10 protein-coding genes and 1 tRNA gene are annotated in these 8,087 nt (G+C 60.9%); 2 read left to right on the plus strand and 9 right to left on the minus strand.

Annotated features, from left to right (window positions below; translation table 11 throughout):
- Position 1 precedes the first annotated feature (1 nt).
- A complete protein-coding gene (locus tag QZ964_RS05005) occupies positions 2-1,111 on the minus strand; it encodes a COX15/CtaA family protein (protein ID WP_292529420.1) in 1,110 nt (369 codons plus the stop codon).
- A 161-nt stretch (positions 1,112-1,272) separates the two neighbouring features.
- Here QZ964_RS05005 and QZ964_RS05010 point away from each other — a divergent pair, with 161 nt between their 5' ends.
- Together QZ964_RS05010 and QZ964_RS05015 are read left to right on the plus strand one after the other, a co-directional pair.
- Entirely contained in the window at positions 1,273-1,824 is a 552-nt protein-coding gene (locus QZ964_RS05010; protein WP_292529422.1) for a MerR family transcriptional regulator, read from the plus strand.
- A 47-nt stretch (positions 1,825-1,871) separates the two neighbouring features.
- Positions 1,872-1,949, plus strand: a tRNA-Pro gene (locus tag QZ964_RS05015).
- Between the two features lie 952 nt (positions 1,950-2,901).
- Here QZ964_RS05015 and QZ964_RS05020 read toward each other — a convergent pair.
- The 8 genes from QZ964_RS05020 to QZ964_RS05055 all read right to left on the minus strand — a co-directional run.
- Entirely contained in the window at positions 2,902-3,111 is a 210-nt protein-coding gene (locus QZ964_RS05020; RefSeq protein ID WP_292529426.1) for a hypothetical protein, read from the minus strand.
- A 92-nt stretch (positions 3,112-3,203) separates the two neighbouring features.
- Positions 3,204-3,437 carry a hypothetical protein gene (locus QZ964_RS05025; protein ID WP_292529428.1) on the minus strand — a complete coding sequence of 78 codons (234 nt, stop codon included), beginning with the start codon at positions 3,435-3,437 and terminating at the stop codon, positions 3,204-3,206.
- 5 nt (positions 3,438-3,442) lie between these two features.
- Entirely contained in the window at positions 3,443-3,649 is a 207-nt protein-coding gene (locus tag QZ964_RS05030; protein WP_292529430.1) for a hypothetical protein, read from the minus strand.
- Positions 3,650-4,134: 485 nt separating this feature from the next.
- Positions 4,135-4,449, minus strand: a complete 315-nt coding sequence (locus QZ964_RS05035) for a hypothetical protein (protein ID WP_292529433.1) — start codon at positions 4,447-4,449, stop codon at positions 4,135-4,137.
- Positions 4,427-5,179 (minus strand): hypothetical protein, encoded by a 753-nt coding sequence (locus tag QZ964_RS05040; RefSeq protein ID WP_292529436.1) that lies wholly within the window; start codon positions 5,177-5,179, stop codon positions 4,427-4,429. The genes QZ964_RS05035 and QZ964_RS05040 overlap by 23 nt, the downstream gene beginning before the upstream one ends.
- A 400-nt stretch (positions 5,180-5,579) precedes the next feature.
- Positions 5,580-5,789 (minus strand): hypothetical protein, encoded by a 210-nt coding sequence (locus QZ964_RS05045; RefSeq protein WP_292529439.1) that lies wholly within the window; start codon positions 5,787-5,789, stop codon positions 5,580-5,582.
- Positions 5,786-6,052, minus strand: a complete 267-nt coding sequence (locus QZ964_RS05050; protein ID WP_292529441.1) for a hypothetical protein — start codon at positions 6,050-6,052, stop codon at positions 5,786-5,788. Before QZ964_RS05050 ends, QZ964_RS05045 begins: the two co-directional genes overlap by 4 nt.
- A 425-nt stretch (positions 6,053-6,477) precedes the next feature.
- The coding region (locus QZ964_RS05055) for a DUF3631 domain-containing protein (RefSeq protein ID WP_292529444.1) at positions 6,478-8,087 on the minus strand (1,610 nt) is incomplete at its 5' end.

Raw genomic sequence — 8,087 nt, forward strand, 5'->3', positions numbered from 1 at the left:
CTCAGCGCACTACGTATTGCGCAAGACGTCGCGCCTGCAGCGTCGCGACCGCCAGCACCGCCATGCCGATCGCCTGATGCGCGAGCGCCAGCGCCAGATGCGGCGCGCCGGCGAAGGGCGGCTCGACCAACACCAAAGTCGCGATTCCGAGCGCGATCTGCATGAGCACATGTCCGAACAGAATCCCGGCGCCGCGGCGCACGCGTCCTTCCGCATTCATCCACGCATCGATGAGATGCCCGAGCGCCAGAGCAAAAATCGCATAGGCGATCATGCGGTGGAAGAATTGGACGGTAACGGGATTGTCGACGAGATTCGTCCACACCGGCTCCAAGCGCCACAACACGTCGGCCGGCGGAATGAAAACCCCGTCCATCAGCGGCCAGGTGTTGTCGATGAGCCCCGCGCGCAGCCCGGCGACCAGGCCGCCGACGAAAATCTGCAGAAAAACCGAAACGAGAATCGTCAGCGCGACCGCCTTCAATCGGCCTGCCCCGTCGTGCACGAGCGCGACGGCGCGCGGCCCAAGGCCGCCAGCCACCCATAGACAAGCAGAAAAGATCAGCGCCGCCAGCAGCAGGTGAATCGCCAGGCGCTCCTGCGCCACCTCGACACGATTGATTAGTCCGGACGCCACCATCCACCAGCCGACGCCGCCCTGAGCCGCGCCAAGCGCAATAATGCCCAAGAGCTTCGGCTTCACCGAGCGCGGCAGTTGGCCCCTCGCCCAAAACCATATCAGCGGAACGGCGAAAACGACGCCGATCAGGCGCCCGAGCAGGCGATGCGCCCATTCCCAGGCATAGATATACTTGAACCCGGCAAGGTCCATGTCCGGGAACAGTTCCTTATACTGCGGAATCTGCTTGTATTCCTCGAAGGCCTCCTGCCACTCCTGCTGCGACAGTGGCGGCAGCGCGCCGGTAACCGGCTTCCATTGCACGATGGAGAGGCCCGATTCGGTCAGCCGCGTCGCGCCGCCGACGACGACCATCAGAAAAACCAGAGCCGCCACAACCCAGAGCCAGTTGCGCACCGCAATGGCGTTCGCCTCGGTGACATGGTGTCTGATCGCCGGGACCGGATGGGGGAAGTGCAGCCAATCTTCCATGAGACGCCGAGGGTTGGGAGCCGGATGACGGGGGCCAGTTAAGGGATGCGGCGCCCGCTTGTCCACACCCTGCGGCCGGCTCCCGCAGGGCCGCCCGATTTTGGGCTGAAAAGAACGCTGTGACGGATGTATGAATAGCTCGCCTTGAGTCGAGGAATCAGGTGGTCAGGACCGAAGAAGCGATGCGCACGATTGGCGAGGTCGCGGCGAGCCTCGACCTTCCCGCGCATGTTCTGCGCTTCTGGGAAACCCGCTTCAAGCAGATCAACCCCTTAAAGCGCGCCGGCGGTCGGCGCTTCTATCGTCAGCGCGACATCGATCTCGTGATCGCGATCCGGCGCCTGCTCTACGACGAGGGCTACACGATCCGCGGCGTGCAGCGCATCCTTAAGGAAAATGGGGTGGAGGCCGTCATCGCCGGCGCGGGCCGCCGGCAAGAGAACCGACAGGGGGAGCCGCCGATGGGCGCGCCAGTCCCGCCTGTCCCGACGGGCGAGCGCGGCGACGAGGACCTGTCCGCGCGCGCGCTCGATCCGGATGAAGCCATTGACCAGGGCGACGCGGCTGCAATCCTGGAGATCGACCCGCGCTATACGCCGCCCGAGCTTTCTGGCCAACGGCGTCCGCTTACGGAAAGGGAAGCGCGTATCCTGCGCGAAGCTCTCGCCGAAATTGAAGAATGCAAGCGCCTGCTCAGGCTGACCAAACACTAGCCGCCGGCGTTGCCAGCGCCGCCCCGCCTCTCTATAACGGCGCCAGTCGGAGTGTAGCGCAGCCCGGTTAGCGCACTTGTCTGGGGGACAAGGGGTCGTCGGTTCGAATCCGGCCACTCCGACCAAATTCCGACAACAAAATCAGCGACTTGCGAAGTCAGGCAAATGGCGGGGTTTCCGCCGCTCGCGCCGTGGGTTCACGGTGGGTTCAAACCCGTTTGGGTAGGGGCCAAACACAAAAAAGCCTCGCGCGGGGCATGTCGAGGGGGCGCAATCAGGCTATGCCGGACGGCCCGTTGCACAGTGAAACGAAGACGCCCCTGCGCCTGCCCCTCTCATACGAAAAAGCCCAGTCGTCGCCGGCCGGGCTGTTAAGTGGATCAGGACGGCGGGGCAAAAGTGCCGCTATATCCCTAAAAGCCTCACATCGGCTTCGGCTTCGTTAACGCTTCACTGATCTTCTGATCATAGCCGTTATCACTCAAGTCCTCGTGCGCTCGCTTGGGATCAGATAGCGCGCGACTGGCGCATCTCGTCACTGTTTCGGAATCGTAGCGGAGCGTCCGACGGCGGTAGGTTTGAGGGCTATATAGATGCTCGATAAAGACCCGTGGATTGCAGAGAATTCTCCGATCGAGCCTGAGAGGCTGCACGCGATCGGCGTAATCAATTTCTTTTGGAGCCAGAGCGAATTTGGAATTTTCTGCATCTTTTCGGTGCTATGCGGCCTCGATATCGATCGAACAACAGCCGCCTTTCAATCATTGAGCAGTAGGACGCTGATTGAGGCCATACGAAACCTTGCGAGAACGATGCCGAGCCAGTTTTTAACCGATCCGGACGGCAGGGCAGAGAAATTAAGAGATGCGATCTGCTATGCGACGGACTTATTCGAAGCTAATAGGCAAAATCGCAATTCGATTGTTCACGCCTATTATTCTGGAAGAAAGACTGAGATTAGACTCCAAAACCGATCCCCAAAAAAATCTTGGGTATTTAAGGACATTCCATCGTCTCTTGAGGATCTGAGAGCAATCTCTACGGAGCTCAAGGAATTATGCGCATACCTCAGTGGAATTATAGGCTATCTTTTTGCTCTAAATCTTCCAAACTCTCGGCGACACGGCGACGACGCACTTCCTCCATTGCCAAGTAAACCTTCACTGCCGCCCGTTCGGCGATAAGGTAGTCAGCTTCCTCTTCAAGCACCGAGCCGCCAGCCTCAGCCATTTCTACCGATATCGAAGGCGACCAGATGCTTGGACGCCACTGCGAATTTCCATCCATCCTGCCTCTCCCTCCGCGCCCTAACGCAACGACGAACCCCAGCGCCGAGGCGTAACGTGACGCCTGCTTTAGCGGGGATGGTGGGTCCTTCCTTAGTTCATCGCCACATGGCGATCTTCTTTGACTTCGTTCTCAAGGATAGCAGTCAGTTTCTTCATGAAGTCGATCGCGAAGTCGTAACCCGCCGCCGTTACCAGCGCCGCAGCGCCGCCATGCACAAATCTCATGGCAAGGTCGCACGTTTGATCGGCAGTCGCGCACGCCGCGCACTGCGACAGAACGAGATTCACGACTCGTATCGTGTCGTCTTTTTCGGCGAGCGTCATTATCGTCATTTGCTTTCTGCCTCCCCGCCGTCAGCCCCGAGAGCGTCGGCGGCTTCGTGGAGCGCGTCGCGGATCGCGGAATCGATCGCCAGGATGTCATGTTTCGACAGATGCGGGAGTAGCTGCGCAATGTCGGAGGCGAGCGCCAGCATACGCGCTCGGATGGTGGACAAAATGTCAGACCATTCGGCCTCGACTTCGGCAGCTGGCACAAGCTCGCGCCTCGTCGCCGCGTTTTTTAGCTCTTGCGCATCGCGTTGGCTTTGCGCGAGCGCGGTGCGAGCCTCGGTTAGTGACGAACCGGCCCTTCCCGCCGCCTGCTCGCGATAATGGCCGAGGAGCTGCTGCAAAGCCTGCGGGTGAGAATAAAATCCCCTGCGCGATTTTTTTATTATTTTTCGCGCCTCGAATTGCCCCAAGGCTTGGACGGTAATTCCTACCAGTCGCGCTAAATCTTCCGTCTTTATTTCGCCCGCCGCCAAGGATTTCACTCCTTATTAATGGGAATTAAACCCCATTACATAAATTCTGCATAGGTCTCTCCCCCGCGCCCCGTCCACTCTCGATGGCGTCAGAGGCCCAGAAGGACCCGCGTTCGCATGTGCCCGCTCTTACCCCAAGCGCTCTGCGCCTTCGCTTACGTGTGGGCCGCCCTGAGTCACTGAGGGGCTATCCATCTCACCAACGTCGCATCGCCTCACGATGGCCGCACGAGCATTCGGACGCGGCCACTGGCTTGCGCACGACGGAAAGCCGCGAAGTCGGCGAACGACATAAATTCGGCGCGCGCCTTCGGATCGGCGGTGAATTCGATCCGGAGCATTTGGTCTGAGAGTTCGTGCGGCGTTGTGTCAGCATGGCTGCGCGTGGGGGTGGTTTTGTCTTGTCGCATTTCAGTCTCCAGTTCTTGTGAAAGGTAGGCGCGCAGCCGCCGAGCAGACTGCGCGCCCGCCCGGCGAGCGGCTATGAGCAAAAACCGCCGCCGGGATTCATGCCGCCTCGGCGTCGCCATTGCGCAGCGCCGCCGCCTTCGATCGAAGCGGCGAGACGAGGAGCAATCGGGCTGTATCGGATGCTGGTAAAATCCGGCTTTCCTCGCCGCACAAGCCAGCGAGGCGCGGAACCAACACGTCGCCGATTAGCGAATGGATGGCCAGCGCGCGCTCGACGCCGCCGCCAAAGCCAGCAAAAGCCGGGCGTTGCCTTTGCATTTCGAAAATCGAGGGGCAGGCGTCGTAAAGCGCAGCGGCGAGAATTATTCGCGCCAAGGCTTCGGCATTGGCCGGCTGCGCCGTCGTATGGCCGTCGGAATATTTCAGCAGGAAGGTTTCGGCCGGAATCGATCTCACGAGAGTGGCGAAGGCTTCCGCGACAGGCGCGATCGCCGCTTCCAAGTTTTTCGTGGCCGGCTCGATCGCCGCGGCTGCGCGCTCAAATTCAGCGGCCAGGCGAGCCCGATCGGCGGAGTCGCGAGCCCGTTCGATGCGCTCGACTAACTCAAGTTCGCAAATCTCCAGGCGCTCTAGGCGAATTTGCGCGAGGGCGGCGGCGGCGTCCAATTCCGCAATGGCACTGTCGGCAACGTCCGAGAGCAGCATCGCGGCGCGCCGGGCTCCATGGCTCTCGACTACGTTTTCAAATTCTTTACGCTCTGCGCGCAAGCGTTCGAGGCTTGCTTGCATTTCTTGGATTGCTGCTGCGGGCGAAGACTTCTTCGTCTTCAAAAAATCCAGAACGCTCATTGCGTCTCCCCGTTTCCATTTTCGGGAGAAGCTTCGTCCGGAAGTTTATGCAATCGCAAGCACCAACAATTGCATTTTTTGGCAACGTCAAAAATTCTTCGCGCCTTAATGCCTTCGCCGTTGCGCGATCGCGCTATCCGATGAAGCGCGCGCCGCAATGGCGACGAAGTTTCGGGAAGGCTTTCAAGATCGCGCTCGCGCAGCCACGCGACGCCCAAATAGTGCTGAAGATCGGTCTCCAGTGCGGCTGAGCGCGTCGTCAGCGGGCCTTCGTAAAGCTGCAATCCGGATTCGATCGCATCGCGACGCTCTCGCACTTGGAGACGGCGCGCTTCGGCTAAAGCGGCTTCGTAGCGCGCGAGATACTCGGCGGCTTCTGCGAAGCGAGCCTCGGCGGGCGTCATCGCGAACGGCGCTCGGCTTTGCGCGGCGGCGGGGGCTCTGGCGGCCGGCGCGATGGAAGGCGGACGATCTTATCGCTGCGTCGGTCGACTTTCATCTCGACGAAGCGCGGCGAATAACCGTGCCGCTTCAAATCCGCGAGATGCAAAATCGTCGATTCTTTGTGCGCGGCGCGGACTTTCGCCGATTCGGGATCGAAGTCGCTCATGCCCGCCCCCATGCCGGGGCGCATTCGTCGCAAGTCCACACCGGCCGGCCATCAACGCCGGGCCAGGCGAAGGTCGCGAGGCGGCCGCAGGCGCAAAATTTGTCGGTCGAACGGTTGCGCGCTGCTTCGGCGTTCTGGCGGCCTGCTTGGCGCTGATCGACAAGCCGGAATTGATACGCGCGGCCCGGCGTCGCCTTTGCCCGCGCCATGCGGATCAACTCGGCGACTGTCTCGAATGGATCGGCGCCGGCCGGAACAGTCACGATGGCCCTTTGGTCGCGCGAGAGGGGCGACGCGGCGGGTTCAAGCGGGCTCGCTACGCCGCCTGCTACGCCCTCAAAGACATCTTTTTGGAACTCTGTGTTTTTGACACGTAGCGGGCGTAGCTGGCGTATTTCCGGGGGTTTTGAGGCGTAGCGCGCTACAGCCGCTACGCCTGCTACGCCCGTAGCGCCACCGACGCCGCCGTCGTAAGTCCGCCGGCCTTCCCCACCTTGGCGGAGCGGCGGTCTGACGGTCTGACTGTCTGACGCTGCTAGTTCGGCCAGTAGCTCGGACTTATGCTCGCGAAGGATAGGCAGCCATTTCGCTCGCGCCTCGGCGGGGCCACAAGCCTTTAATTTATTGTCGCTTTCCAGCTTGACGCTAATGCCTTCGGCGGCTGCTTTTTTGAGAAGGTGGGAGGCGCTCATATCTCATCCTCTCCCTCTTCAGGTATGTCTTCCCTAGAGGGGGGGCCTGAAAATGGAACATTGGAACATTCCCGGTTTTCCGGGGGATTCGTCGTTCCATTCGCGTTCCGGTTCCACTTTGATTTTGGAACAGGCGACGAATTGAGGGTGGAGTCGGCATGTTCCGATTCTGAAACTGGAACTGGAACGCCGTCGGAACGCTCAGACGCTTGGTTTTCCAGCGATGTTCCATTGTTCCGATTCTGAGGGGTGCTCTCAGGGGAAGCATGGTCCTCGCCATCAAGGTAACGACTCCAAGAGTCCTCGAATTGCCGGCGCTCGAACCCCTGCGCCGTCGTGTAGGCGTTGAGACGAACCTTCTTTGTCTTGATCGCAAAGGCGGCGAGCCGCTTCCGGAACTGTGCCGCCGACATTGGCTTGCCCTTGTTCCAAGTCGCCCATGGTCCTTCTTCGTCGCCGACGAGGCGGCGCAGCAGTTCTTCGCGTGACAACTTGTCTGCCCCGTCCTGATCAAAGGCGTCGCGTATCGAGAGAAGCAGTTGCTCGCCGAGCGATAGGTCTTCGCGATCATTGGCTCCGCATATCGCCAAGGCGGCGCGCATCGCTTCTTGGGGCCATGCGCCACCGGCCAAGTTGGCGATTGCGAGCAAGCCTTCCCAATTGTCCTGTTCGCGATCGCCCAGCGCTTCCGGCAGTTGCGGCCGCGCGCGGCCTATGGCGCTGCCGTGATCCTGTCCGAAGCGCGCGAGCCGTGCGGCAAGCGCCTCAAACATGCGGGGCGGCGAATGGCGCAGCCGCTGCACGCTTTCGGTTTTGAGCTTGCGGCGCAGATTCAGAACAACGCCGCGCGACATGACCGTTTCGGGCAGCCGCCCAATGCCGGCAATCGCCTTTGCGCCCCACGTCGAGAAACGCTTTACTTCAAAATCGTCGCCAACAGTCCGAATCACATACGCGCTCGTCCGCGTATGTCCGCTGTTTACGACGCCGCGCAGTTCCTCGTTCTCTCGAAAGAAGGCGTCGGCTTCGTCAATTAACAGCGTCGGCGTCATGGCCTCGATGGCGCGGAACGTAGCGGCCGGCGTTATGTTTGATGCGAACAACGGACGCCGGGACATGCGGCCAATAACGTCGAGCAATTGAGTTTTGCCGCAGCCCTTCTCCGGCGCCGTGATGATCGCGAGCGGCGCGACGTGAACGTGTTCGATGCACCAGGTGAAGGCGCACCAAAGCGCCGTCGCCGTCGCCGTGTTCTTGTCGCATACAATGAACCGATGCACTGTCGCGCGAACGTCATTCAGCAGTTCGCAGACGTTCACAGGATCGGCGCTCGGCTCAATGTCGGCGCAGAGCGATGCGGCGTCGGTCGCCGCGCGTTCGCCGCGTCGCTTCCCAACTTCCTTGTCGAGCGTCGAGATTCGGCAACCAAGCGTTTCAGCCGCTGGAGCCCGCTCGGCGTCATAGGCAATCGGATCGAGCGAGGCGAGGCGACCGATTTCATCTTGGTGTTTGGCAGACGCCGCCTTTTTATGAAGGGACGCCTTCGCCGCAGCGACTTCGGCCGCTGCGTCCCATTGCTCCGGCTTTTGTTCCTCGGGCCAATTCG

The sequence above is a fragment of the Methylocystis sp. genome (genome assembly GCF_021731785.1).
Classification (GTDB): Bacteria; Pseudomonadota; Alphaproteobacteria; order Rhizobiales; family Beijerinckiaceae; genus Methylocystis.